Annotated in this window: 23 protein-coding genes and 1 pseudogene; 19 read left to right on the forward strand and 5 right to left on the reverse strand. The window is 43.9% G+C overall.

Annotation, left to right across the window (positions count from 1 at the left end):
- The first annotated feature begins 72 nt into the window (after positions 1-72).
- The 13 genes from bolA to HW45_RS20225 all read left to right on the forward strand — a co-directional run bounded on the left by bolA (position 73) and on the right by HW45_RS20225 (position 12,285).
- Positions 73-381: a transcriptional regulator BolA gene (gene bolA, locus HW45_RS20165; protein WP_006075188.1), complete on the forward strand. Its 309-nt coding sequence runs from the start codon at positions 73-75 to the stop codon at positions 379-381.
- 505 nt (positions 382-886) lie between these two features.
- Entirely contained in the window at positions 887-2,227 is a 1,341-nt protein-coding gene (locus HW45_RS20170) for a Na(+)-translocating NADH-quinone reductase subunit A (RefSeq protein WP_006075187.1), read from the forward strand.
- Between the two features lie 3 nt (positions 2,228-2,230).
- Entirely contained in the window at positions 2,231-3,472 is a 1,242-nt protein-coding gene (locus HW45_RS20175; RefSeq protein ID WP_006075186.1) for an NADH:ubiquinone reductase (Na(+)-transporting) subunit B, read from the forward strand.
- Positions 3,462-4,229 carry a Na(+)-translocating NADH-quinone reductase subunit C gene (locus tag HW45_RS20180; protein ID WP_038229246.1) on the forward strand — a complete coding sequence of 256 codons (768 nt, stop codon included), beginning with the start codon at positions 3,462-3,464 and terminating at the stop codon, positions 4,227-4,229. Before HW45_RS20175 ends, HW45_RS20180 begins: the two co-directional genes overlap by 11 nt.
- Entirely contained in the window at positions 4,229-4,861 is a 633-nt protein-coding gene (locus HW45_RS20185; RefSeq protein WP_038229248.1) for an NADH:ubiquinone reductase (Na(+)-transporting) subunit D, read from the forward strand. Before HW45_RS20180 ends, HW45_RS20185 begins: the two co-directional genes overlap by 1 nt.
- A gap of 7 nt (positions 4,862-4,868) precedes the next feature.
- Positions 4,869-5,465: an NADH:ubiquinone reductase (Na(+)-transporting) subunit E gene (gene nqrE, locus HW45_RS20190; RefSeq protein WP_038229250.1), complete on the forward strand. Its 597-nt coding sequence runs from the start codon at positions 4,869-4,871 to the stop codon at positions 5,463-5,465.
- A gap of 17 nt (positions 5,466-5,482) precedes the next feature.
- On the forward strand, positions 5,483-6,706 hold the full coding sequence (gene nqrF / locus HW45_RS20195; RefSeq protein ID WP_006075181.1) for an NADH:ubiquinone reductase (Na(+)-transporting) subunit F: 1,224 nt from the start codon (positions 5,483-5,485) through the stop codon (positions 6,704-6,706).
- A 162-nt stretch (positions 6,707-6,868) separates the two neighbouring features.
- The gene (locus HW45_RS20200; protein WP_038229251.1) at positions 6,869-7,894 is read left to right on the forward strand and encodes an FAD:protein FMN transferase; all 1,026 of its coding nucleotides are present in this window, start codon (positions 6,869-6,871) and stop codon (positions 7,892-7,894) included.
- Between the two features lie 12 nt (positions 7,895-7,906).
- On the forward strand, positions 7,907-8,140 hold the full coding sequence (gene nqrM, locus HW45_RS20205) for a (Na+)-NQR maturation NqrM (RefSeq protein WP_006075179.1): 234 nt from the start codon (positions 7,907-7,909) through the stop codon (positions 8,138-8,140).
- Between the two features lie 148 nt (positions 8,141-8,288).
- On the forward strand, positions 8,289-9,359 hold the full coding sequence (gene dinB, locus HW45_RS20210; protein ID WP_038229252.1) for a DNA polymerase IV: 1,071 nt from the start codon (positions 8,289-8,291) through the stop codon (positions 9,357-9,359).
- 39 nt (positions 9,360-9,398) lie between these two features.
- Positions 9,399-9,875 carry a GreA/GreB family elongation factor gene (locus HW45_RS20215; RefSeq protein WP_038229253.1) on the forward strand — a complete coding sequence of 159 codons (477 nt, stop codon included), beginning with the start codon at positions 9,399-9,401 and terminating at the stop codon, positions 9,873-9,875.
- A gap of 21 nt (positions 9,876-9,896) precedes the next feature.
- Positions 9,897-10,664: a DUF2884 family protein gene (locus HW45_RS20220; protein ID WP_038229255.1), complete on the forward strand. Its 768-nt coding sequence runs from the start codon at positions 9,897-9,899 to the stop codon at positions 10,662-10,664.
- 259 nt (positions 10,665-10,923) lie between these two features.
- On the forward strand, positions 10,924-12,285 hold the full coding sequence (locus HW45_RS20225) for a sodium-dependent transporter (protein ID WP_200874595.1): 1,362 nt from the start codon (positions 10,924-10,926) through the stop codon (positions 12,283-12,285).
- Between the two features lie 77 nt (positions 12,286-12,362).
- Here HW45_RS20225 and HW45_RS20230 read toward each other — a convergent pair whose 3' ends face one another.
- From HW45_RS20230 to HW45_RS20240, 3 genes and pseudogenes are all read right to left on the reverse strand, one after another.
- Positions 12,363-12,554, reverse strand: coding sequence for a DUF4250 domain-containing protein (locus HW45_RS20230; RefSeq protein ID WP_038229260.1), 192 nt, complete (start codon positions 12,552-12,554; stop codon positions 12,363-12,365).
- A gap of 9 nt (positions 12,555-12,563) precedes the next feature.
- Positions 12,564-12,770 carry a YaeP family protein gene (locus tag HW45_RS20235; RefSeq protein WP_006075713.1) on the reverse strand — a complete coding sequence of 69 codons (207 nt, stop codon included), beginning with the start codon at positions 12,768-12,770 and terminating at the stop codon, positions 12,564-12,566.
- A 139-nt stretch (positions 12,771-12,909) separates the two neighbouring features.
- A pseudogene (locus tag HW45_RS20240) lies at positions 12,910-14,426 on the reverse strand (aminoacyl-histidine dipeptidase).
- An 893-nt stretch (positions 14,427-15,319) separates the two neighbouring features.
- On the opposite strand from HW45_RS20240, the gene HW45_RS20245 reads away from it, so the two are divergent.
- The 6 genes from HW45_RS20245 to HW45_RS20270 all read left to right on the forward strand — a co-directional run bounded on the left by HW45_RS20245 (position 15,320) and on the right by HW45_RS20270 (position 21,507).
- Positions 15,320-16,612, forward strand: a complete 1,293-nt coding sequence (locus tag HW45_RS20245) for an NCS2 family permease (RefSeq protein WP_031494607.1) — start codon at positions 15,320-15,322, stop codon at positions 16,610-16,612.
- A gap of 31 nt (positions 16,613-16,643) precedes the next feature.
- Complete coding sequence (gene gpt, locus HW45_RS20250; protein ID WP_038229262.1) at positions 16,644-17,108, forward strand: xanthine phosphoribosyltransferase; 465 nt, start codon at positions 16,644-16,646, stop codon at positions 17,106-17,108.
- Between the two features lie 91 nt (positions 17,109-17,199).
- Positions 17,200-18,447, forward strand: coding sequence for an esterase FrsA (frsA, locus tag HW45_RS20255; protein ID WP_031494605.1), 1,248 nt, complete (start codon positions 17,200-17,202; stop codon positions 18,445-18,447).
- 129 nt (positions 18,448-18,576) lie between these two features.
- Positions 18,577-18,966 (forward strand): sigma factor-binding protein Crl, encoded by a 390-nt coding sequence (crl, locus tag HW45_RS20260; protein WP_038229264.1) that lies wholly within the window; start codon positions 18,577-18,579, stop codon positions 18,964-18,966.
- A gap of 136 nt (positions 18,967-19,102) precedes the next feature.
- On the forward strand, positions 19,103-20,239 hold the full coding sequence (gene proB / locus HW45_RS20265) for a glutamate 5-kinase (RefSeq protein WP_081875876.1): 1,137 nt from the start codon (positions 19,103-19,105) through the stop codon (positions 20,237-20,239).
- A 17-nt stretch (positions 20,240-20,256) separates the two neighbouring features.
- Positions 20,257-21,507 (forward strand): glutamate-5-semialdehyde dehydrogenase, encoded by a 1,251-nt coding sequence (locus tag HW45_RS20270; RefSeq protein ID WP_038229265.1) that lies wholly within the window; start codon positions 20,257-20,259, stop codon positions 21,505-21,507.
- Positions 21,508-21,605: 98 nt separating this feature from the next.
- Here the strand turns inward: HW45_RS20270 and HW45_RS20275 are convergent, their stop codons facing one another.
- Together HW45_RS20275 and HW45_RS20280 are read right to left on the reverse strand one after the other, a co-directional pair.
- Positions 21,606-22,058 (reverse strand): YaiI/YqxD family protein, encoded by a 453-nt coding sequence (locus tag HW45_RS20275; protein ID WP_038229268.1) that lies wholly within the window; start codon positions 22,056-22,058, stop codon positions 21,606-21,608.
- Positions 22,051-22,338 (reverse strand): hypothetical protein, encoded by a 288-nt coding sequence (locus HW45_RS20280; protein WP_038229270.1) that lies wholly within the window; start codon positions 22,336-22,338, stop codon positions 22,051-22,053. The genes HW45_RS20275 and HW45_RS20280 overlap by 8 nt, the downstream gene beginning before the upstream one ends.
- Positions 22,339-23,098: the final 760 nt, after the last annotated feature.

The following is a 23,098-nucleotide window of genomic DNA, read 5'->3' on the forward strand; positions in this document are numbered from 1 at the left end:
GATTCTTGATTAAGTAAAGTATATACTTTACCGTCTAAATAAAAATAAATAGTTACAGCCCAAGGAAGTAAGATGATTCAACAAACCATCGAGCAAAAGCTCCATCAGACTTTCAACCCCACATTCTTAGACGTTCGCAACGAAAGCAATATGCATAATGTCCCTCCAGGGTCAGAGAGTCATTTTAAAGTAATTGTTGTCAGCGATTGCTTTAATGGTGAGCGTCTTATTGCAAGGCACCGAAAAATAAACACGGTCTTAGCAGATGAATTGGCAGGCCCTGTTCATGCCTTAGCAATCCATACTTATACACCAGAAGAGTGGACAAAAGAGAATCAACTAGCCCCAAACAGTCCTAATTGCGCAGGCGGCGGTAAATAGCTCTATACTCTTTCTAGTTTTGGTGCAGGCCATAGCGCTTCAGTAACAATCACACACGTCAACGATAAACCTTAGTTATTTTTGCGTAAGTGTTTGATGGATTTACTACCACTTTGGTGGTAAATCATTAACAGCGTGTCAACATATAATGTTATGTGTTTTTGTTAGTGAGGAATGTTTCAGGATATGAATGGGGCAATCGCTTATTTTCAAAAGGGTTAATAAGACTTTGTGCGATTGGTCAAAGTTATACATATTCGCAACCCTAGAGATAGCAAAAGTTTCGAAATAATGACCCCTTTGCAGGGATTCATCATGGCATCCCCTTTGCAAATGATGCTAAACTACCGCACCAGAAAAATCTCGCAGTGATTCTATGACGAGATTGTTAAAGTGATGTTGCTGCCTTGGTGCTAATAAAACCAAGGTTAGACACTCAATGTCGTGTCTATATGTTACGCAATTTTAAAGAATCTTTTTCCCGATAAAAGTAGTGCAAGTGCGTATGATTACAATAAAGAAGGGCTTGGATCTTCCTATCGCAGGAACTCCATCCCAGGTGATTAATGATGGTAAGTCCATCACTAAAGTCGCCTTGCTTGGCGAAGAGTACGTGGGTATGCGTCCAACAATGCATGCTCGCGTGGGTGATGAAGTGAAAAAAGGTCAGGTTCTTTTTGAAGATAAAAAGAACCCTGGTGTTAAGTTCACTTCTCCAGCAAGCGGTAAGGTTATTGAAGTTAACCGTGGCGCGAAGCGTGTCCTACAATCTGTTGTGATTGAAGTGGCAGGTGACGAGCAAGTTACTTTCGATAGCTACACAGCTGACCAACTAGCAGGTCTTGATCGCGAAGTGATCAAAACTCAACTGGTTGAATCAGGTATGTGGACTGCGTTGCGTACTCGTCCGTTTAGCAAGGTACCGGCGATCGATTCAACGACTCAAGCGATTTTCGTAACTGCAATGGATACTAATCCACTTGCGGCTGAGCCTGAATTGGTTATCAATGAGCAAAAAGAAGCGTTCGTTGCAGGTCTTGATATTCTGTCTAAATTGACAGAAGGCAAAGTTTACGTCTGCAAAAAAGGAACGAGTCTACCTCGCTCAAATCAATCCAATGTCGAAGAGCATGTTTTCAATGGTCCACACCCTGCTGGTCTTGTTGGCACTCACATGCATTTCCTATATCCAGTTAGCGTGAATAACGTTGCTTGGAGCATTAATTATCAAGATGTGATTGCATTCGGTAAGCTCTTCACCACTGGCGAAATCTATACAGATCGTGTGATTTCACTTGCTGGTCCAGTAGTTAATAACCCTCGTTTAGTCAGAACTCAACTAGGTGCAAGCCTAGATGATGTGACTAACAACGAGTTGATGCCTGGTGAAGTACGAATCATTTCTGGTTCAGTACTGTCTGGTACTCAAGCTTCTGGTCCACACGCTTATCTAGGTCGTTACCATCAACAAGTTTCTGTATTGCGCGAAGGTCGTGATAAAGAACTGTTTGGTTGGGCAACACCAGGTAAGAACAAGTTCTCAATTACTCGTTCGTTCCTAGGTCACCTATTCAAAGGTCAGTTGTTCAACATGACAACTACGACTAACGGTAGTGATCGTGCAATGGTTCCAATCGGCAACTACGAGAAAGTAATGCCTCTAGATATGGAGCCAACGTTATTACTTCGTGATCTATGTGCAGGTGATCAGGACAGCGCTCAGCGTCTTGGTGCTCTTGAACTAGATGAAGAAGATTTGGCGCTATGCACCTTTGTTTGTCCAGGTAAGTACGAATATGGTCAACTCCTCCGTGAGTGCCTAGACAATATTGAGAAGGAAGGGTAATCCATGCTTAAGAAATTCATCGAGGATATCGAGCATCATTTCGAACCAGGCGGCAAACATGAAAAGTGGTTTGCACTGTACGAAGCAGCGGCAACGCTATTCTACACGCCAGGTCTGGTCACGAAGCGCAGCTCGCATGTCCGTGATAGCGTTGACCTAAAACGCATCATGATCATGGTTTGGTTCGCAGTATTCCCAGCAATGTTCTGGGGTATGTACAATGCGGGTAACCAAGCAATTATGGCACTTAACCATCTTTACGCTGGCGCTGAGCTTGCGGGCGTTATCGATGGCAACTGGCACTATTGGCTAACTCAAGGTCTTGGCGGAACGCTAGGGACTGATGCGGGTTGGGGCAGTAAGATGCTACTTGGTGCAACTTACTTCCTACCAATCTACGCGACAGTATTCATTGTTGGTGGTTTCTGGGAAGTCTTGTTCTGTATGGTGCGCAAGCACGAAGTTAACGAAGGTTTCTTTGTAACTTCTATTCTGTTCGCACTGATTGTTCCACCAACTCTCCCTCTTTGGCAAGCAGCCCTAGGTATTACCTTCGGTGTTGTTGTAGCAAAAGAGATCTTTGGTGGTACAGGCCGTAACTTCCTTAACCCAGCTCTAGCTGGACGTGCTTTCCTATTCTTTGCGTACCCAGCACAAATCTCGGGTGACGTGGTATGGGTTGCAGCAGATGGCTTCTCTGGCGCGACGGCTCTAAGCCAATGGGCACAAGGCGGCGAAGGCGCACTTATCAACAACATTACTGGTCAAACGATCACTTGGATGGACGCGTTCATTGGTAACATCCCTGGTTCAATTGGTGAAGTATCGACACTTGCACTTATGATCGGTGCAGCGATGATTGTTTACATGGGCATTGCTTCATGGCGCATTATCGCAGGTGTTATGGTTGGTATGGTTGCTGTGGCGACGCTATTCAACGTTGTTGGCTCAGATACTAATGCAATGTTTGCAATGCCTTGGCATTGGCACCTAGTGCTAGGTGGCTTCGCATTCGGTATGTTCTTTATGGCAACGGATCCAGTATCGGCTTCGTTCACTAATAAAGGTAAGTGGGCTTACGGTATTTTGATTGGCGCTATGTGTGTCATGATCCGTGTTGTGAACCCTGCATACCCAGAAGGTATGATGCTAGCAATTCTATTTGCTAACTTGTTCGCACCGCTATTCGACCACTTTGTGATCGAGAAGAACGTTAAACGGAGAGAAGCACGCTATGGCAAGTAATAACGATAGCATTAAAAAGACGCTGTTTGTTGTTATCGCGTTGAGCTTAGTGTGCTCAATCGTTGTATCGACCGCAGCCGTTTTTCTAAAAGACAAACAAGTTGCTAACGCTAAGCTAGATAAACAGTCAAAGATTGTTGAAGTAGCTGGCATCAAAGCTGAAGGTTCTGTTGCAGACCTTTACCATGAGTACATCGAACCTCGTTTGGTTGATTTCAACACTGGTAAATTTGTTGAAGGTGACGCAGAAACTTACGATCAGCGTCGTGCAGCTAAAGACCCAGCTGAGTCTATTCGTCTAACTGCTGATGAAGACAAAGCTAAGATCCTACGTCGTGCAAACATCGGTACTGTGTACTTAGTTAAGCAAGACGACAAAGTGACAAGCGTAATTCTACCAGTTCACGGTAATGGTCTATGGTCTATGATGTATGCGTTCGTAGCAGTTCAAACTGATGGTAATACTGTTAACGGTATTACTTACTATGAACAAGGTGAAACCCCAGGATTAGGCGGTGAAGTTGAAAACCCAACTTGGCGCGCTCAGTTTGTTGGCAAGAAGCTTTATGATGATAACTTCAAGCCAGCGATTAAGATCGTGAAAGGTGGTGCTCCTGAAGGTTCTGAGCACGGTGTTGATGGCCTATCTGGTGCAACACTGACAGCTAACGGCGTTCAAGGTACTTTCGACTTCTGGTTGGGCAATATGGGCTTTGGTCCATTCCTAGCAAACGTTCGTGACGGAGGTCTAAACTAATGTCTGATGCTAAAGAAATGAAGAAGAGCTTGCTCGCACCGGTGTTGGATAACAACCCGATTGCGTTACAGGTTCTTGGTGTTTGTTCTGCATTGGCAGTGACCACCAAACTAGAGACAGCATTTGTTATGACGATCGCGGTTATTTTTGTAACTGCTCTGTCTAACTTATTCGTTTCTCTTATTCGTAACCACATGCCAAACAGTGTGCGTATCATCGTACAAATGGCGATTATCGCATCATTGGTAATCGTGGTTGACCAAGTTTTGAAAGCGTATCTTTATGATATTTCAAAACAGCTTTCAGTTTTCGTAAGCTTGATCATTACTAACTGTATCGTAATGGGTCGTGCAGAGGCATTTGCAATGAAATCTGAGCCACTACCGTCATTCATCGATGGTATTGGTAACGGCCTAGGTTACGGTTTCGTATTGTTAACAGTTGCGTTTTTCCGTGAACTTCTTGGTTCTGGTAAGCTGTTTGGTTTGGAAGTTCTACCACTAGTAAGTAACGGTGGTTGGTATCAGCCAAACGGTATGATGCTTCTAGCACCTTCAGCGTTCTTCCTAATCGGCTTTATGATTTGGGCAATTCGTATCTTTAAGCCAGAACAAGTAGAAGCGAAGGAGTAAGGTAGTCATGGAACATTATATTAGCTTACTAGTTAAGTCGATTTTCATTGAAAACTTAGCGCTTTCTTTCTTCTTAGGTATGTGTACATTCCTTGCGGTATCTAAGAAAGTTAAGACATCATTTGGTCTAGGTGTTGCAGTTATCGTTGTTCTTACCGTTGCGGTACCAGTGAACAACCTACTATATAACCTAGTACTAAGAGAAAATGCGCTGGTTGCAGGTGTTGACCTTAGCTTCTTGAACTTTATTACCTTTATCGGTGTAATCGCAGCACTAGTACAAATCCTAGAGATGGTACTGGACCGCTTCTTCCCACCTTTGTATAACGCACTAGGTATCTTCCTACCGCTAATCACGGTTAACTGTGCGATTTTTGGTGGCGTATCATTCATGGTACAGCGTGATTACAATTTTGCTGAATCAGTCGTATACGGCTTCGGTTCTGGTGTGGGTTGGATGCTAGCTATCGTTGCGCTAGCGGGTATCCGTGAGAAGATGAAGTACTCTGATGTACCTCCTGGTCTTCGTGGTCTTGGTATCACGTTCATCACAGTAGGTCTGATGGCACTAGGCTTCATGTCTTTCTCTGGTGTTCAACTGTAAGGTATAAGGAATAGTCAATGGACATTATTCTTGGTGTAGTGATGTTTACGCTGATTGTTCTAGCCCTAGTTTTAGTGATTTTGTTCGCTAAATCTAAGCTAGTACCAACAGGCGACATCACGATCTCTGTAAACGGCGATCCTGAGAAGGCAATCGTAACTCAACCAGGCGGTAAGCTTCTGGGTGCTCTAGCTGGTGCTGGCGTATTCGTATCTTCTGCTTGTGGTGGTGGTGGCTCTTGTGGTCAGTGCCGCGTGAAAGTGAAAACTGGTGGTGGCGATATTCTACCTACTGAGCTTGACCATATTACTAAAGGTGAAGCACGTGAAGGTGAGCGTCTAGCATGTCAGGTTAACATGAAGACGGACATGGACATCGAACTTCCAGAAGAAATCTTCGGTGTTAAGAAGTGGGAATGTAGTGTTATCTCTAACGATAACAAAGCAACCTTCATCAAAGAGCTTAAACTTCAGATTCCAGATGGCGAATCAGTACCTTTCCGTGCTGGTGGTTACATCCAGATCGAAGCACCTGCTCACCATGTTAAGTACTCTGACTTCGACGTACCTGAAGAGTATCGTGAAGACTGGGACAAGTTTAACCTGTTCCGCTACGAGTCAGTGGTTAATGAGGAATGCATCCGTGCATACTCAATGGCTAACTACCCTGAAGAAGAAGGTATTATTATGCTAAACGTGCGTATCGCTACGCCGCCGCCTAATAATCCTGATGTACCACCGGGTATCATGTCTTCGTTCATCTGGTCACTTAAAGAAGGTGATAAGTGTACGATTTCAGGACCGTTTGGTGAGTTCTTCGCGAAAGAAACAGACAACGAAATGGTATTCATCGGTGGTGGTGCTGGCATGGCTCCAATGCGCTCGCACATCTTTGACCAACTTAAGCGTCTGAAGTCTAAGCGTAAGATGTCTTTCTGGTATGGTGCTCGTTCTGTACGTGAAATGTTCTATGTAGAAGATTTCGACGGTCTACAGGCTGAGAACGATAACTTCCAGTGGCACGTTGCTCTATCTGACCCAATGCCAGAAGATAACTGGGATGGTTACACAGGCTTCATCCACAACGTAATCTATGAGAACTACCTCAAAGATCACGAAGCACCAGAAGATTGTGAATACTACATGTGTGGTCCACCAATGATGAACGCGGCTGTTATCGGCATGCTGAAAGATCTTGGTGTAGAAGATGAAAACATTCTTCTAGATGACTTCGGTGGTTAATCTTCATTGAAGTATCGACATGGCTGGCTCATGTGAGTCAGCCATTTGTATTTTCAGGACAACACAATTCCTGTTTCTAAGTTTCTGAAACTATTTACGTTTGTCTAAGCATTAATCTTTTTAGGCAAACGTAAATACTTTTGAAAGTAGGTGAGTAAAGGTATGTTTCATCTAGCTAAACATCTTAAGCTAATTTTGGTTGCATTGTTTGCGACTGTAATTTTAACGGGCTGCGGCAACCAGCGTGAACAGGTTCATTTGAGTGGACCAACGATGGGTACAATCTACAATGTTAAGTACATTGTGACTGATACCTCCCCTAAACCGGAAGTCATTCAAGCTGAAATAAATCGATTACTTGAAGAAGTAAACGACCAGATGTCGACGTATCGTCAAGACTCAGAACTGAGTCGCTTCAACCGTTACTATGGTACGGAACCATTTCCGGTTTCCCGACAAACAGCCATCGTAGTTAATGAAGCCATTCGTTTGAATGAACTGACGCAAGGCGCGCTAGACGTGACGGTGGGTCCATTGGTTAATTTGTGGGGCTTTGGACCAGAAGCTCGTCCAGAAGTAGTTCCTAGTGATGAAGAACTTGCTGCTCGTAAAGCGCAAACAGGCATCAAACATTTGTCTGCAACAGATACAACGTTAAGAAAAGATCTTCGTAGCCTTTATGTCGATCTGTCTACTATCGCAAAAGGTTGGGGTGTCGATGTAGTTGCTGATTACCTAGAAAGTATTGGCGTTCAAGATTACATGGTTGAAGTCGGCGGTGAAATGCGTCTAAAAGGCATTAATCGTGAAGGTGTGAAGTGGCGTATTGCCATTGAAAAACCAACCGTAGACGAACGCAATGTACAAGAGATTATTGAACCTGGAGATATGGCAATTGCCACGTCAGGTGATTATCGCAACTACTTTGAGAAGGATGGAATACGCTACTCTCACATCATTGATCCTTCGACAGGTAAGCCGATTCATAATAAAGTGGTGTCGGTGACGATTTTGGATAAGTCATCCATGACAGCGGATGGACTTGCGACAGGACTGATGGTTTTGGGTGAAGAGAAAGCACTAGAGATCGCTGATCAAAACAATATCCCAGCCTTTATCATAGTTAAAACAGAAGACGGTTTTGAAGAGTTTGCATCAGAAGCGTTTAAACCTTATCTGAACAAGTAATAGGTCAATCACATGAATACATTTTTAATTACGTTTGGTGTTTTCTTAGCGGTTATTGCTGCCATGTCGATTGGCTATATTATCCAGAAGAAAGTGGTAAAAGGTAGCTGCGGTGGACTAGGTGCCGTAGGCATTGACAAAGTTTGTAACTGCCCAGAACCATGTGACGCACGTAAGAAGCGTGAAGCACGGGAGCAAGCGCGTGCTGAGAAGCTAGCAGCGTGGGAAAAGGACCGTATTGCGTAAGCGTTCAATCCGGTTTGCTGCGGGTTTGATAATTGCGTCAACCTTAATACTTTATGAAAGACCAGAGTAATGCTCTGGTCTTTTTGTTTTGATTACCTGAAAACTCGTCGTATAATTGAACTGTATAAATAAACAGTTGTGAGTTGCGGTGTCTGACAAAATACGAAAATTCATCCATGTCGACATGGATTGCTTCTACGCCGCAGTGGAAATGCGAGATAATCCTCACTATCGCGGTAAGGCACTAGCGGTTGGTGGCAGTGAGCGCCAGAGAGGCGTAATAAGCACGTGCAATTATGAAGCTCGAAAGTTTGGGGTTCGTTCAGCCATGCCAACTGCAAAAGCGCTCAAGCTTTGTCCCAATTTGTTGTTAGTCCCTGGACGTATGCAGATCTATAAAGAGACCTCAATTAAGATTCGAGAGATATTCTCTCGATATACTTCGTTGATTGAGCCACTGTCTCTGGACGAGGCTTATTTAGACGTTACCGACTCTCCACACTGTCAAAATTCTGCAACTCTTATTGCGGAAGCGATTCGCAAAGACATCTGGGATGAATTACAACTCACGGCTTCAGCAGGCGTCGCACCATTAAAGTTTCTCGCTAAAATCGCTTCAGACATGAATAAGCCAAATGGTCAGTTTGTGATTCCACCCGATAAAGTACAACAGGTTGTTGATGATCTCGAACTTGGTAAGATACCCGGAGTGGGAAAAGTCAGTCTTGAGAAACTTAATAAAGCAGGTCTTTTTACTTGTTTAGACGTTCGTAATAGTGATTACCGAGAGCTGATCGTACGGTTTGGCCGCCTTGGTGCTTCTCTGTGGAAAAAGAGTCACGGAATTGATGAGCGGGAAGTAGTCGTTGAGCGAGAGCGTAAGTCTATTGGTGTCGAAAGGACGTTTAGTACTAATATTTCCTCCTTTGAACAATGTTGGCAAGTAATAGAAGAGAAGTTGTATCCAGAACTGGATATGCGACTTAATAAATCTCAGCCTAAACGTAATGTTATCAAGCAAGGCATCAAAGTGAAGTTTGCTGACTTTAAACTAACGACCATCGAGCATGTCCACAATAGATTGGATTTAGCATATTTTAAAGACTTGCTGCGAGAGGTGCTAGAGCGTCAACAAGGCCGCGAGATTCGTTTGTTAGGATTAAGCGTTATGTTGGAGCCCTTAGAGCAAGCTCGCCAACTAACGATGTTTGAAGATTAACCGTTACATTGTTAACTAGTAATTGTAGTAAGGAGCTCAATGGACAAGCAAGTGCTGCTAGACGACGTGATCGCTCAACTGGAGCAGAACGTTGTGACGTTAACTTCGGCGATGGAGAAAACGGTTGACGCCGCTACCAATGAAGAAACAGTGCCAGAGCATAAATATGATACCTTGGCTTTAGAAGCGTCATATCTTGCTCACGGGCAAGCCGTGAGGTTGGAGCAAGTAAAAAGCGATATCGCATTACTTCGAAAAATGGTATTGAATCCATTCTCGTCATTAGACAATGTTAGACTTACCGCCGTGGTAGAGATAGAAGATGAAGATGAAGTGGTGTCGCGATTTTTCGTACTTCCATGTGCTGGCGGCCTGACCATTGAAGAGGCGACAATCAAGGTAGTCACACCACACTCGCCTTTAGGTAAGGCCCTAATTGGTAAGTCTATTGATGATGAGGTTGTGGTTAGTATTGGAGAGAAACTGACGCATTATGCTATTATTCACTTATATTAAGCGTATGCTATAGGGTAATTTATGAAGATACACAATAGAGTGTTCAGTCGTAGTCTATTATTAAGCACCTTACTAGCCTCGGGTCATGCTTTGGCTGTGGGTCAGTGTGGTGTCGATATCAAGAATGAAGTTCACCTTGATGGCGAGCAGGTAGAAATTGTAAAGACCCCCGCTTCTAAAGTACTTATTGATGAAGACAATAATTTATTCATCAATGGGAAAGCGATAGAGCTGACTCAGTTGCAAAAAGATGCGCTTGAAAGTTATCGTGAAAACATGAATAAGTACGTGCCTAAAGCAAAGGAGCTTGCGGAAAACGGGCTCGAACTTACCAATGAACTTATCGACGATGTTGCAGAGAGTTTTGACAACTCAGAAGCGTTCCAAAACGTAAAACAAGCCGTTGCCGAGTTTTTTGCCGATGTGGAATCTCGATATGAAAACAATGGCGAGTTTGTTCTCCAATCTGAAGCCTTTAGCTCCTTTATGGACAATTGGGAACAAGATGTCGCTAAAGCGAAAGAAGTCTTTAATAAAGAATTCTTTAGTAGCGCGTTTACTGCTCTTCAAGAGAAAATGAGTGAAGAGGGAGGCTTGAATTTGACTGAATTATCGAAGCAGATGGACGAGCTCAAAACTCGTATGTCAGAAACCATGAAGGTACAGTCTGAATCGTTGAAGCAACAAGCAGAGGATTACTGCGATTCTCTCAATGATGTTGCTGAACAAGAGCAAGATCTTCAAAAGAAAATCCCAGAGTTAAAGGGTTATCAAGTCTTTACTATTTAACTTTGTTATTACTGTTAGTTATCTATGAGCTCCGCTAGTGCTTAAAAAGTAATAGCGGAGTTTTTTGTATTAGAATGTTAGGTTTTAGTGTTGCATTTTTTGGTAATTGTAAATTAAGTTGCTTTTGTTTTACTGTAACGAAAAACTTACTATCAATGCTGAAGCTTATATTAGATTATTTAACTAATTAATATTGCTCTCGTCGCATTTTTATCATACTGTACCAGCAAACTAGTACGGCATGATATTCGCAGTGGACATTTCTAACTCTTCTTCCGCTCCAAGGGAGCATTTTGGTTCTCGACTTGGCTTTATACTGGCTGCAGCTGGTGCAGCTGTTGGTCTCGGCAACATCTGGGGGTTCCCAACTCAAGCAGCAAGTAATGGCGGTGGGGCATTTTTGTTGGTTTATTTGGTGATGATTTTGGTGGTCGCCTTTCCTATGTTGGTTGTGGAAATGGCGATTGGTCGTCATGGTCAAGCTAACCCAGTGGATAGTATGAAGTCACTAACCACTAATGCTCTAGGTAAACGAGCGGGCGGCCTTGTTGGCTGGATTGGCCTTTCTGTGCCATGCGCAGTACTAGCATTTTATTCGATTGTTGGTGGCTGGCTGATTTGCTTCTTGTTTGGTGCGTTAGCAGATATTGCAGGCTTAACGAGTCTTGCCGATTGGTTCAAGGGTTTTAGTGTCGAACGCAACGTGTTCGGTACCATTGTCTTCTACCTTCTCACTGTTCTTATCGTTCAAGGTGGTGTTAAACAGGGGATCGAGAAATGGTCAACCCGATTAATGCCTTCACTCTTCATTCTATTTGCGTTGTTATTCGTTTATATCATGATGCAACAAGGAGCGATGGAAGGGCTCAAGCATTACCTAATCCCTGATTTCGAAAAAGTTTGGGACAGGAAATTAATTCTTGCTGCCATGGGGCAGGGCTTTTTCTCATTAACGATAGGTGGCTGTTCAATGCTAATTTATGGCTCTTACCTTTCAAAAAAAGAGAACCTGCCGAAGATGGCGATGAACGTCACGTTAGTAGATACAGCGGTGGCATTTATCGCTGGTTTGGTGGTGATGCCAGCGATGTTTGTTGCTATGCAGAAAGGGGTACAAATTTATGCTGAAGACGGTTCATTATTGAGCTCCGACACGCTTGTTTTTACCGTGCTGCCATTGATGTTTGAATCTCTTGGTTTATTGGGTTTAGTGTTTTCTGTTGTTTTCTTCTTGTTGCTTACTATTGCAGCGCTAACGTCTTCTATTTCGATGCTTGAATGTCCGGTAGCGTTAGTAGATGAACGCTTCAAGACTGGCCGTAAGAAAACCAGTTGGGTATTGGGCGCATTAATCGCTCTATTTAGTGTCTATATTGTGTTTAATTTTGCAGAGCTATTTGGCCTGGTTGCTATGGTAGCGACACAATATTTACAACCAGTCGCTGCCCTGTTGTTCTGCTTATTTGGTGGTTGGGTCTGGAGCCGAGCTGGTAAGATAAATGAGCTTGAACAAGGCTGTCCAGACTTTCAGCTTGGCTGGTTTGGCAAGGTATGGCCTTTCTACGTGAAATTTGTCTGCCCGATCTTAGTGATTACGGTTATTTGGGCATCGTTTGGCTAAGACAAACAGTATGAGATAAGTAAAAAGCTCTGCATTTGCAGAGCTTTTTACTAAGAAGAAAACGTCGTGTCTACGTCTTATCTAAATTGACCAGCCTCGGGAAGAAAATCAAACCCAGCACCTGCTAGTTTCTCAATCAATGCCGACTTACTGATATCGAAGAAGTTAGCAAGTTTGTCGAGATCGCCACCAAAATCGTCCCGTAGCTTCATATTAACAATACTCATCAGCATGATGGGGTCCATACTCTCAAAGTTCGCTAGATTCATAATGTGTCTCTACTTATCTTCAAAGTCGGAAATGAGTAAATTGGCGGCGGCAAAGGCTGCCTTTTCACGTGTTTCCAAAGGTAAGGATTCGTCCGCTGCAATGTCGTTTAACGCACGTACTGCACAAGAAATAGCCTGGGGGATATAACCTTGGTCACCACTACCAATTTGGGCGTAGATTTCTCTTACTAAGTCACAACAACCGTAAACTTGCATATCAATGATCTCTGTAAATGATAACTTGTCTCAATATACACAGAGGCAACGTAAAAAACAAAACTGCCATTTGATATGAAACAAAAAAGCCGATGTTATGGTTAAACATCGGCTTGATAATGGCGACTAAAGCAGCGAATTATGCTTTAGCAGGAATGGCTTCTAATAACGCAACCATTTGGTTCCAGAACAGTTCAACGGTATCGATTTTCACTTTCTCATCTGGCGAATGAGGGAACTTGATCGTTGGGCCAAACGAGACCATATCCATGCTAGGGTATGGTTCTTTGAACAGACCGCACTCTAAGCCCGCGTGAATGACCATAATGTTTGGTTTGTGACCATAGATACCTTCATACATGTCACGGAAGATAGCCATGATTTCTGATTCTGGATCAGGCTTCCAACCAGGATATGCGCCTGAGCATTGGATAGTAGCGCCAGCAAGCTCTGCGATTGAGGCTAGCATGCCTTCAACTTGTGAACGCCCAGAATCAATTAAAGAGCGAATCAAACAAAGTACTTCTACTTTATCTGTTTGAGTGGTGATAACGCCAACGTTTAACGAGGTTTCTACCACGCCTTCAATATCATCACTCATGCGAATCACGCCATTTGGACAAGCGTTTAGTGCTGCAATGAAGCGAGTTTGAGATTCTGTCGCAAATACATCAGCTAAGTCAGCCGCATCATTAAAGGTAACAATATCGGTTTCAATAGCGCCAAGCTCAGATTTCAGCAGTTCAGTATAGAAGCTGTATAATTCGTCCAGCTTTGCTAGATTCGTTTCTGGCAGTGCAAGGGTGACAAAACCTTCACGTGGGATGGCATTACGTAAGCTACCGCCACGGAATTCAATAAGACGTGCGTCTAACTCTTGAGCATGACCGGCAAGGAAGCGAGCCAGCAGCTTGTTAGCATTGCCGCGACCAGTATGGATATCGCATCCGGAGTGTCCGCCTTTAAGACCTTTTAATGTCAGTTGACGCGCCACATAACCTTCAGGAGCTGCTTCACGATTTACCTCGAAAGTAATTGCTGCGTCGATACCGCCAGCACAGCCCATGTAGACTTCACCTTCTTGCTCTGAATCCGTGTTAAGTAGTATGTCACCTTCCAGCCAACCTGCTTCAAGACCAAACGCGCCAGTCATACCAGCTTCTTCGTCGATAGTGAGCAATACCTCTAGAGGACCGTGTTTGATGTCATTAGAAGCAAGCACAGCTAAAGTAACTATTCACCCGCGANNCTCGCGGGTGAATAGTTACCAGCTAAACATGTTGCCATACCAATACCGTTATCAGCACCCAGTGTTGTGCCTTTTGCGGTTACCCATTCGCCATCAATGTATGGTTGAATTGGGTCAACAGTAAAGTCATGATCAGTATCTTCGTTCTTTTGCGGTACCATATCGATGTGCGCTTGAAGCACAACACCTTTCTTATGCTCCATTCCTGCGGTAGCAGGCTTCTTAATGAAGACGTTGCCAGTTTTGTCACGTTTTACTTCAAGACCTTGCTCCTTTGCCCAGCCGACAATGTACTCTGCAAGAGCTTCTTCATGCTTAGATGGGTGAGGGATAGAGCAGATTTTATCGAAAAATTGCCAGACAGGCGCTGGTGACAACTTACTGATTTCAGAATGGAATTCAGACACGGAACTCTCCTTTTGACGGGCTTTGCTAGATAGTTGTTCCTCAGATGCCCCTTATTTTGAAGGGAACGTCTGGTTTTCTAGCTTATTTAAGATAAAGCAAAGGATATCATTAGTTGTAAATAGGTAGTAGTCAAACCTGAAGTATCTTGTAGAAACGGTGGTAAAGCTTAGTTACCAGACTTGAATGAGTTTAGGTGCATATTTAATGGTGTTATTTTTGTAATTTAATTACAGTTTTAAGTAATAAATTAGTCATCGTTAAAATTATTGTGACTTGGATTGCTTTAATGCTTGTAATAAAAATCCGATATGGTATTCTTTTAAACAGTTGAAATACTCAACGATACTGCTCACGGAAAGAGCCCGATTTATCGCCTCCAAGGAACCGAGATTCAAAGCAATTAATGCACAATGATGTTTTGTTAGAAGGTGATGTTTATGAAAGGTTTAGCAAGCGCGATGTTTTGGACAACTCAAAACGTATACACAAAAGACTTCGCGTACAATGTCTACTTTGGTAGATAGTTAACGATTTATACCCCTATATTTAGAATTTTTCGTTGGTTATATACCCCAATTGATGACCAAATTATTCTACCGCCACTCAACTGAGTGGCGTTTTTTTTGTCTTTTATCTCCCCAAACTACCGTCTCAATCTCAAAAAACGTTCAAATAGTGAACGAACGGTAAATAGCCTGACTACACTGAATTCTATTGGCGATTGAGTAACTACATCAAATTGTTAGTTATTGTTACCGAATAGGTTTCATATCAACTTAAAATTATTTGGTTTAGAGTCAAAATTCTAGGTGGAATTTGCGTTTTGATAACCTTATAATTCGCGCCAATCGTTTACGCAACCGTTTACTTTTTACATTTTAGGGATTCGATTATGCTCGAAAGGCTGTTTAAACTCAGTGAACATGGCACCAATGTGCGCACTGAGATCATCGCAGGTTTAACAACCTTCCTGACGATGGCTTACATTATTTTTGTTAACCCAGCAATTCTAGCTGATGCCGGCATGGATCGCGGCGCAGTATTCGTTGCTACCTGTCTTGCGGCTGCTATTGGCTGTTTCATCATGGGCTTCGTAGCTAACTATCCAATCGCACAGGCTCCTGGTATGGGGCTGAATGCGTTCTTTACCTACGCTGTTGTGCTAGGTATGGGTTACACATGGCAAGTAGCTCTAGCAGCAGTATTCTGCTCAGGTGTCTTGTTCATCCTTTTGAGTGTTTTCAAAATTCGTGAGTGGATCATTAACTCCATTCCAATGTCGCTTAGAACCGGTATTTCTGCGGGTATTGGTCTATTTTTGGCACTTATCGCGCTGAAAAACGCGGGTATTGTTGTCGATAACCCAGCAACACTGGTTTCGCTTGGTCATATCACGTCACTGCCAGCAACTCTCGCTGCAGTTGGTTTCTTCCTGACTATTGCACTTGTACACCGTGGTGTAAAAGGTGCAGTAATGATCGCTATCTTGGCGGTAACCGGTCTTGGTCTTATCTTTGGTGACGTGCAGTGGGGCGGTATCATGTCTGCTCCACCAAGCATTGCGCCTACCTTCATGCAATTAGATTTCTCAGCCGTGTTTGAGATCGGCATGATTTCAGTGGTATTTGCTTTCTTATTCGTCGACTTGTTTGACACTGCAGGTACGCTGGTTGGCGTTGCTCAAAAAGCAGATTTAATCGGCAAAGATGGCAAAATCCCACGCTTGAACAAAGCGCTTCTAGCGGATTCAACAGCGACATCAGTAGGTGCACTACTGGGTACGTCAAACACAACCTCATATGTAGAGAGTACAGCAGGTGTGGCTGCTGGCGGTCGTACAGGTCTGACTGCAGTTGTTGTTGGCATTTTGTTTGTACTTGCTTTATTCTTCTCGCCTTTGGCGGGTATGATCCCAGCTTACGCAACTGCAGGTGCTCTGTTTTACGTAGCAATTCTTATGATGTCTGGTCTAGTTGGTATCGACTGGAGAGACATTACAGAAGCTGCGCCGGTTGTTGTAACTTGCTTGCTGATGCCTTTTACATTCTCTATTGCAGAAGGTATCTCGTTAGGTTTCATTGCTTACGCGGCGATCAAAGCATTGAGTGGTAAAGGACGTGACGTTTCTCTAAGTGTATGGGTAATGTCGGCAATCTTTATCATGAAGTACATTTTGGCTGCATAGCGCACGAACACGTTTTAATTAGGTTTTTACTATGGCTAACAAATTCATCATCACATGGGACAATATGCACGCATATTGCCGTCAACTTGCTGAGCGTCAAATGCCAGCAGAACAGTGGAAAGGCATTCTAGGCGTAAGCCGTGGTGGTCTGGTTCCTGCTGCAATTCTGGCTCGTGAGCTAGGTATTCGTTACGTAGATACGGTATGTATCTCTAGCTACGATCACGATCATCAGCGTGACATGACAGTGCTAAAAGCACCTGAGCATGATGGTGAAGGTTATCTAATCGTTGATGATCTAGTAGACAGTGGCGACACTGCTCGTAAGATCCGCGAGATGTACCCTAAAGCTAAATTTGTAACAGTATGTGCGAAACCTGCGGGTGTTGAGCTTGTTGATGAATACATCGTTGACATCGCTCAGGACTGTTGGATTGAGCAGCCATGGGATATGGTGCTGTCTTACGTTGAGCCAATCAACCGTAAACAAAAATAAATACATCAATCTGTATTTGCGAAAAATGACCCTTTATTGGGTCATTTTTTTTATTACTATATAGGACAAAGTTCCATTAGAAGGTTATGACATGTCTGAAGAAACCAGCAAGAATATCTCTGAGACGTTGTTCGAGAAAAACAAACAGGCAAAAGAAACCTCCCGTCTGATTAGATATATGCCGAGTAGCGATAAGCTGCTTGAGGAGCGCAGAGCGGAGAACCCCACCTCTTGGTACCGAAACCTACTACGGTTGCAATGGGTTTGGCAGGGTATTGATCCGATTGAACAGGAAAGTGTGTTAGCGACCATTGCCTCATCAAAACATTCTCGTACGGTTGACGAGTGGCTGGATACCGTAATGGGCTATCACGGTGGTAACTGGAACTATGAGTGGACGAAGCTTGGTATGTTGCATCAAAAGCGTGCTAATGATGTGACTGGTGATGATTCGGCCGAAGAGTTATTTAAAGCCTCACTTTGTTTTAGCATTGCAGGTTACCCTCATCTAAAGAACGACAATCTTGCGTTACAGGCGCAGGTGTTGGCGAATACGGCTTACAATGAGGCAGCAAAACGCACTAGTCACATTATTAAGCAAATTGAGGTTCCTTATAAGAACAAACGTATTATTGCCAATCTGCATCTAGTTAGCACAGACAAACCACAACCTGTTGTTATAGTGAGTGCTGGTCTCGACTCCTTACAAACAGACATGTGGCGTTTGTTCCGCGATTACCTTGCGCCCGCAGGCATCGCGATGTTAACCGTTGATATGCCTTCTATCGGTCACAGCTCTCATTGGCCCCTAACGGAGGACACGTCTTGCTTACACCAAGCTGTGCTAAACGAGCTACCAAATATTCCATGGGTCGATCATTTCAAAGTGGGTCTATTAGGTTTCCGTTTTGGTGGCAACGCGATGGTTAGGTTGTCTTTCCTTGAACCCAATAAGATTAAAGGTTGTGTATCGCTTGGCGCGCCTATTCATGACTTGTTGACGAGTCCAAAGAAAATCCAGAACATGCCTAAGATGTATTTGGATATGCTAGGCTCTCGATTAGGCAAAGATGCTATTGATATCAATAGTTTGTCAGGGCAGCTAATGGCTTGGTCACTCAAGATACAAGGCTTCCTCAGTGCTCGTCGCACGAAAGTGCCGATCTTAGCAATGAGCCTAGAAGGTGATATGGTTTCACCACATTCAGACAACCGCTTAGTAGCCATGTTCAGTGATTATGGCAAGGCAAAACAAATACCTGCGAAAGGTATTGCTAAAGGATATGAGCAATCACTCGAAATGGCGATTAAGTGGTTGGAGGACGAACTTTGGAGGTGACATTTGTGGTAAATTAGTTAAATATGAAATAAGCGTGTAATCAAATATATGATAAAACAATAAATATCTCGGAAAATTTAACGCTATTTCAATTCAATAACTAATTTTACTTATAAATGGAGTTTCCCCATGTCAGAAGCGGCTAAAAACCCTACGCATTATCGTTTGCTCACTGCGCTAAAAGCGATTGGTCCTTATCTTAGAGAGCCTCTATGCAAAGAAGGGTTTTATCACTTTGATTGCCTTTCCGTTTGTGTTGATGATACTAAGTCTCCAGAAGATAGAGAGTTTTGGGGTTGGTGGGTTGATTTGAGCCTAATTGACGAGCAATTTGAAGCAACGTATCAGATTGGTCGCTATAACCAAGTAGGTGAGTGGGTCCTAGAGTCAGCTCCGGAATCAGCAACTCAAGAGATTACTCGAACACAAGAAGTCTTCCATGAAAAGTTGGTTTCTGCGCTTAAAGAAAAGTTCTCGTTGGATGTAGCAATACATGATGACTCTGTAGAGTTCGTGTAACGTTTACAAAGCCTCAATGTCTCGATTGGGGCTTTTTTTTGCTGCTTTTCCAATCCTCTCACTTTTTACTTGTATAAATGATGTTTGATTGCTAAAACATCACTCCTTATTTAACTTTCGTGTCCAACAAACAGAGATGACAACTGATATTAATCGTCAAGCTACAGACAAAAAAACTGTAGTGGTGAAGTTAGGAACAAGCGTTCTTACAGGTGGTTCCCTAGCGCTCAACAAAGCGCATATGGTCGAGCTCGTTAGACAATGTGCTGAGCTGAAAAGGCTTGGTCATTCTGTGGTTATGGTATCTTCTGGTGCTATTGCCGCAGGCAGAGAGCACCTAGGATACCCCGCACTTCCCAATTCAATGGCGAGCAAGCAGCTATTAGCGGCTGTGGGACAAAGTCAGTTGATTCAAGTTTGGGAGTCGCTATTTGCGATTTACGGACTTAAAATCGGTCAAATGCTGCTAACACGCGCAGATCTTGAGGATCGTGAGCGATTCTTGAATGCACGTGACACCATCAATGCGCTAGTGGAAAACGACATTATTCCGGTTGTAAATGAGAATGATGCGGTTGCGACTAGCGAGATTAAAGTAGGTGATAACGATAACCTGTCAGCATTGGTGGGTATCTTGTGTGGTGCAGACAAACTGCTGCTGTTAACCGATCAGCGTGGCCTGTTTACCGCCGATCCTCGCAAGGATCCTAATGCGGAACTTATTCGCGAAGTCACTACGATTGATGAAACGCTTCGTAAGATTGCTGGCGGCAGTGGAACGACATTGGGTACAGGCGGTATGGCAACCAAACTTCAGGCAGCGGATATTGCACGTCGTGCTGGTATTGAAGTTATTATCGCTGCTGGCAGTGCTGAGAACGTGGTGTTTGATTCGTTGTCAGATGAGCCCCAAGGTACACGTTTCCTACCACTTCCAGAAGCACTAGAGAATCGTAAACGTTGGATTCTTGCTGGCCCGGCAGCAACGGGTAACATTGTCATCGATGCGGGGGCAGTCAATGCTGTGATTGGCAAAGGCAGCAGTTTACTCGCAAAAGGTGTTGTTAAAGTTTCAGGCCGCTTCGCTCGAGGTGAAGTGGTGCGTGTGACAACCAAAGACGGAGCACTGGTTGCAAAAGGAATTTGTGGCTACTCCGATACTGACCTAGCGAAAATTGCAGGTAAACACAGTAAAGAAATCGGTGAGACTCTAGGCTATGACTATGGTGCTGAAGTCATTCACCGCGACGATATGGTTGTCATTCAAGATTAAGAATAAAGGGATAAGTAATGGATATGATTAAACTCGGTCAGAATGCCAAGCAAGCAAGCTTCTCTCTGGCTACTGCATCGACTGCTCAAAAAAACAATGCGCTACAGATCATTGCTGATGAGCTAGAAGCGAATGCTGACGTAATCCTAGCGGCAAACGCTAAAGACATTGAGCTTGGCCGTCAAGCAGGGCTTACCGATGCACTTTTGGACCGTTTGCTGTTAAACGAGCAGCGCTTGAAAGGCATTGCTGATGACGTGCGTAATGTGATCACCTTGTCAGATCCTGTTGGCAGTGAAATTGACAGCAAAATCCTTGAGAACGGCATGAGTCTCTCTCGTCGTCGCGTGCCACTTGGTGTAGTAGGCGTTATCTATGAAGCGCGTCCAAACGTAACCATCGATATTGCGGCGCTCTGCCTAAAAACAGGTAACGCAAGCATTCTGCGTGGCGGTAAAGAGACGTTTTACTCCAATATGGAACTGGTGAAAGCCATTCAATTGGCGTTAGATAAAGCGGGCTTGCCAGCTGCTTCGGTTCAGTATATTGAGAAGCCAGATCGCGAGCTTGTGTCACAACTGCTTAAACTGGATGATTATGTCGATATGATCATTCCTCGTGGTGGCGCGGGTTTACACAAAATGTGTAAAGAGAACAGTAACATCCCGGTGATCATTGGCGGCTTTGGTATCAGTCATATTTTCGTTGATGAGTCTGCTGACCTAGTACGTTCTTTAGATGTGGTTGAAAACTCTAAAGTTCAGCGTCCATCTGCGTGTAATGCATTGGACACCCTACTAGTGCATGAGAAGGTAGCGGCGGAGTTCTTACCGATGCTTGCCGAGCGTCTCAAAGGTAAAGTGAGCCTAGTCGCTGAGCCAAAGGCGGAGGCTATTCTAGCTGGCGCGGCAGATTTAAGAAGTGCAGGCGAGGGCGATTTTGATACTGAGTGGTTGAGTTTTACACTAGGTGTGAAAGTGGTCGCGGATGTGGAAGAAGCGATTCACCATATGCGAGTACATAATGCTAGTCACTCCGACGCTATTATGACTAACAGCTTAGTGAACTCCGAAAAGTTCATCAACTCAGCAGGTTCGGCAGCGGTTTATGTTAACGCATCTACGCGTTTTACTGATGGAGCGCAGTTTGGCTTAGGAGCTGAAGTTGCCGTGTCTACTCAGAAGCTTCACGCTCGCGGTCCAATGGGCTTAGAAGAACTAACCAGCTACAAGTGGGTTGGAAAGGCTGATTACTTGCCACGTGCGTAATTAACCACAAGCATGATGAATTGAAAAAGTCAGAGCTATAAGCTCTGACTTTTTTGTTTGTGTGCTTCTGTTCGCACCGACGACTTGTTTGAAGTGCGCTATCGCTTCGCTTTTGCCAAAAAGCGATCTAAGTTATTGGCAAATTCGCGTCGTTCAGTTTGTCCTAACGGTGCGGGCCCGCCAGTTTGAACGCCACTCGAGCGCATGGTATCCATAAAGTCACGAATGTTGAGTCGTGCTTTAATTGTATCTTTAGTGTACATCTCGCCACGTGGACTCAGCGCTAGGGCGTTCTTGGTGATGACTTCATCTGCAAGCGGGATATCTGATGTGATGACTAAATCGCCCTCGCTAACACGCCTTACAATTTCATTGTCAGCGATATCAAACCCTGAAGGCACAGTGAGTGAGTGAATGTTCTCTCGTTTTGGTACAGGCACCGCGTGATTCGCCACGAATGTGCAGGTTAATCCGGTTCGCTCTGCTGCTCGACAAATGGTTTCGCGAATTACCTTTGGACACGCATCGGCATCCACCCAAATCTTAACCATTGTTCTGCTCCAGCTTGGTCAGTCTTTCCGTCAGTAGCGCGACTTGTAGTTCTAATTCCTTCACTCTGAGTTCCAATGGCTGAATCTCAGGCTCAGCAGCCACTTCTACTTTAGGAATGTGTTGGCTACTCTTCCAGGACTTAATTACGGTGATTAGTGCAGGCATAGGCACTTTGGTCTTCAAACGCGCCTTTACCAAAGCGACCGTTGGTTCCTTGCCCTCAGCATGCAATGAGTTTAAAGCCGCTTCAATTTCTGCGGAGACATCTTTCGTTAGCATGTTTTTTTCCATTCAATAAGGGATAACTAAATAGTACCTGTGATTTTGGTCGGGGTACAGAAAAGCAAAAGCCGATTCTCGTCACACTTTGGCATTGATGGCTTCATTAATAAGCGCGCTAAAACGGAAGAGGCTTGTGCGAGATCTCTCACAGCAGTTGTGAGAGAAAGAGATAAAAGCGCGAGAAATTTGGAAGAAAATAAAATTAAGTATTTGTATTTATTGATTTTTAACTGTTATGAAACATTTTGGTGCGGAAAAAATTGAATTTTCTGCATTGCTCAAAAACGGCAATCGCGTAAATTAGAACTTGTCGGAAGGATGCTGACACGGAACAGGAAAGACATTGGAAGGTCATCTTCAGGAAGAAGATTTGGTTACCAAGGGAACCGTAACCAGCAAGGAAGTTAGGATAGCGCGGGATGCGAACAATCATCAGGAAGATGATTTAAAAGGAAAAGGATACACTCAGGAAGAGTGAAGGAACCCCATCAGGAAGATGGTCAAGGACACCGCTCAAGGAACAAGTGAAGCGAGCTGACTGGGATGGTTAGCGTCATTGGATGAGATGGACACCGCTAGGACGGCGACGAATGGATATAGCTGAAGGATTCAGCCACTATTACGGATGATGCATGGAGCATTTTTAGTAGCCGGACTGCTGCGAGTAAGACTATAGCCCCAATACGCAAGTGTTGGGGCTTTTCTTATATCTGAGATCAATAAATCTCATGGAATCACTTGTTATAGTCTGCACGCG

Source organism: Vibrio sp. ER1A, assembly GCF_000733315.1.
Classification (GTDB): Bacteria; Pseudomonadota; Gammaproteobacteria; order Enterobacterales; family Vibrionaceae; genus Vibrio; species Vibrio mediterranei.

Bases quoted from the DNA above. Each gene is read 5' to 3' on its own strand.
- gpt (WP_038229262.1), top strand. From the start codon at position 16,644: ATGGCTAACAAATTCATCATCACATGGGACAATATGCACGCATATTGC.
- HW45_RS20235 (WP_006075713.1), bottom strand. From the start codon at position 12,770: ATGCAAGTTTACGGTTGTTGTGACTTAGTAAGAGAAATCTACGCCCAA.
- HW45_RS20270 (WP_038229265.1), top strand. From the start codon at position 20,257: ATGGATATGATTAAACTCGGTCAGAATGCCAAGCAAGCAAGCTTCTCT.
- bolA (WP_006075188.1), top strand. From the start codon at position 73: ATGATTCAACAAACCATCGAGCAAAAGCTCCATCAGACTTTCAACCCC.
- HW45_RS20275 (WP_038229268.1), bottom strand. From the start codon at position 22,058: ATGGTTAAGATTTGGGTGGATGCCGATGCGTGTCCAAAGGTAATTCGC.
- nqrE (WP_038229250.1), top strand. From the start codon at position 4,869: ATGGAACATTATATTAGCTTACTAGTTAAGTCGATTTTCATTGAAAAC.
- nqrF (WP_006075181.1), top strand. From the start codon at position 5,483: ATGGACATTATTCTTGGTGTAGTGATGTTTACGCTGATTGTTCTAGCC.
- HW45_RS20220 (WP_038229255.1), top strand. From the start codon at position 9,897: ATGAAGATACACAATAGAGTGTTCAGTCGTAGTCTATTATTAAGCACC.
- HW45_RS20230 (WP_038229260.1), bottom strand. From the start codon at position 12,554: ATGAATCTAGCGAACTTTGAGAGTATGGACCCCATCATGCTGATGAGT.
- HW45_RS20170 (WP_006075187.1), top strand. From the start codon at position 887: ATGATTACAATAAAGAAGGGCTTGGATCTTCCTATCGCAGGAACTCCA.
- crl (WP_038229264.1), top strand. From the start codon at position 18,577: ATGTCAGAAGCGGCTAAAAACCCTACGCATTATCGTTTGCTCACTGCG.
- proB (WP_081875876.1), top strand. From the start codon at position 19,103: ATGACAACTGATATTAATCGTCAAGCTACAGACAAAAAAACTGTAGTG.
- HW45_RS20280 (WP_038229270.1), bottom strand. From the start codon at position 22,338: ATGCTAACGAAAGATGTCTCCGCAGAAATTGAAGCGGCTTTAAACTCA.
- HW45_RS20215 (WP_038229253.1), top strand. From the start codon at position 9,399: ATGGACAAGCAAGTGCTGCTAGACGACGTGATCGCTCAACTGGAGCAG.
- frsA (WP_031494605.1), top strand. From the start codon at position 17,200: ATGTCTGAAGAAACCAGCAAGAATATCTCTGAGACGTTGTTCGAGAAA.
- nqrM (WP_006075179.1), top strand. From the start codon at position 7,907: ATGAATACATTTTTAATTACGTTTGGTGTTTTCTTAGCGGTTATTGCT.
- HW45_RS20175 (WP_006075186.1), top strand. From the start codon at position 2,231: ATGCTTAAGAAATTCATCGAGGATATCGAGCATCATTTCGAACCAGGC.
- HW45_RS20245 (WP_031494607.1), top strand. From the start codon at position 15,320: ATGCTCGAAAGGCTGTTTAAACTCAGTGAACATGGCACCAATGTGCGC.
- HW45_RS20180 (WP_038229246.1), top strand. From the start codon at position 3,462: ATGGCAAGTAATAACGATAGCATTAAAAAGACGCTGTTTGTTGTTATC.
- HW45_RS20185 (WP_038229248.1), top strand. From the start codon at position 4,229: ATGTCTGATGCTAAAGAAATGAAGAAGAGCTTGCTCGCACCGGTGTTG.
- HW45_RS20200 (WP_038229251.1), top strand. From the start codon at position 6,869: ATGTTTCATCTAGCTAAACATCTTAAGCTAATTTTGGTTGCATTGTTT.